At 51.9% G+C, this 619-nt stretch carries 1 protein-coding gene; it reads right to left on the bottom strand.

Annotated elements, in window-relative coordinates:
• On the bottom strand, nucleotides 1-542 hold a 542-nt coding region (locus ACR0JG_RS20775), incomplete at its 3' end, for a hypothetical protein (RefSeq protein WP_480572547.1).
• Nucleotides 543-619 lie beyond the last annotated feature (77 nt).

Below are 619 nucleotides of genomic sequence, written 5' to 3'. Positions count from 1 at the left end.
GCCCCATCAAAAAGAGTGTTGTGGATCGTTGCACCGGTGACATCTCCTAAAAAGCGCACCTGCGTCGAAGCGCCGATAAATTCACTGTCTTCAATGACGAGGTTGTCGCCCCCGCGGACGTCAAGAAAAATATTGACGTTCCCCTCAAAACTGCTGTTTCTAATGGTTAAACCGTCTTCACTTGTAGAGAACATAATCGGCCAGTGATAGTCTACGCCAGCTTGAACACTGAGCGACGAATTTCCAGTGTCTGGTGCTTCGCTATGTGTAACGGTCAGATCCGTGACGGTATTATTCGCACCAAAACGGATCAGCTCGTCACTATGCTTATCAGTATCGATCCTATCGAGCCCGGCCCCCGGCGCACCCCCAGCCAATGTGAAATCATCCGGTAGGGTGATCGGTCTGGGGGCGGAGATTTGGTACATATGATCGAAGACAAACGTGTCGCCCGGTTTGAACGTTTGCGCCAGTGCCGCGAATTCGTCAGAGATGTCCTGGCCAGCAGTCCAGCCGAAATCGGAAGAGTGGTAGATTGTCATTCTGGTTGCCTATCTACAGTTGGGGGCAGCAATCACGCGGCGCAAATGCAAGCCGAATGATCCATGATAAGCCCATG

This window comes from Ruegeria sp. AD5 (assembly GCF_056542345.1).
Note: the sequence above shows the minus strand (reverse complement) of the source record. Positions and strands in the feature narration are given on the sequence as shown.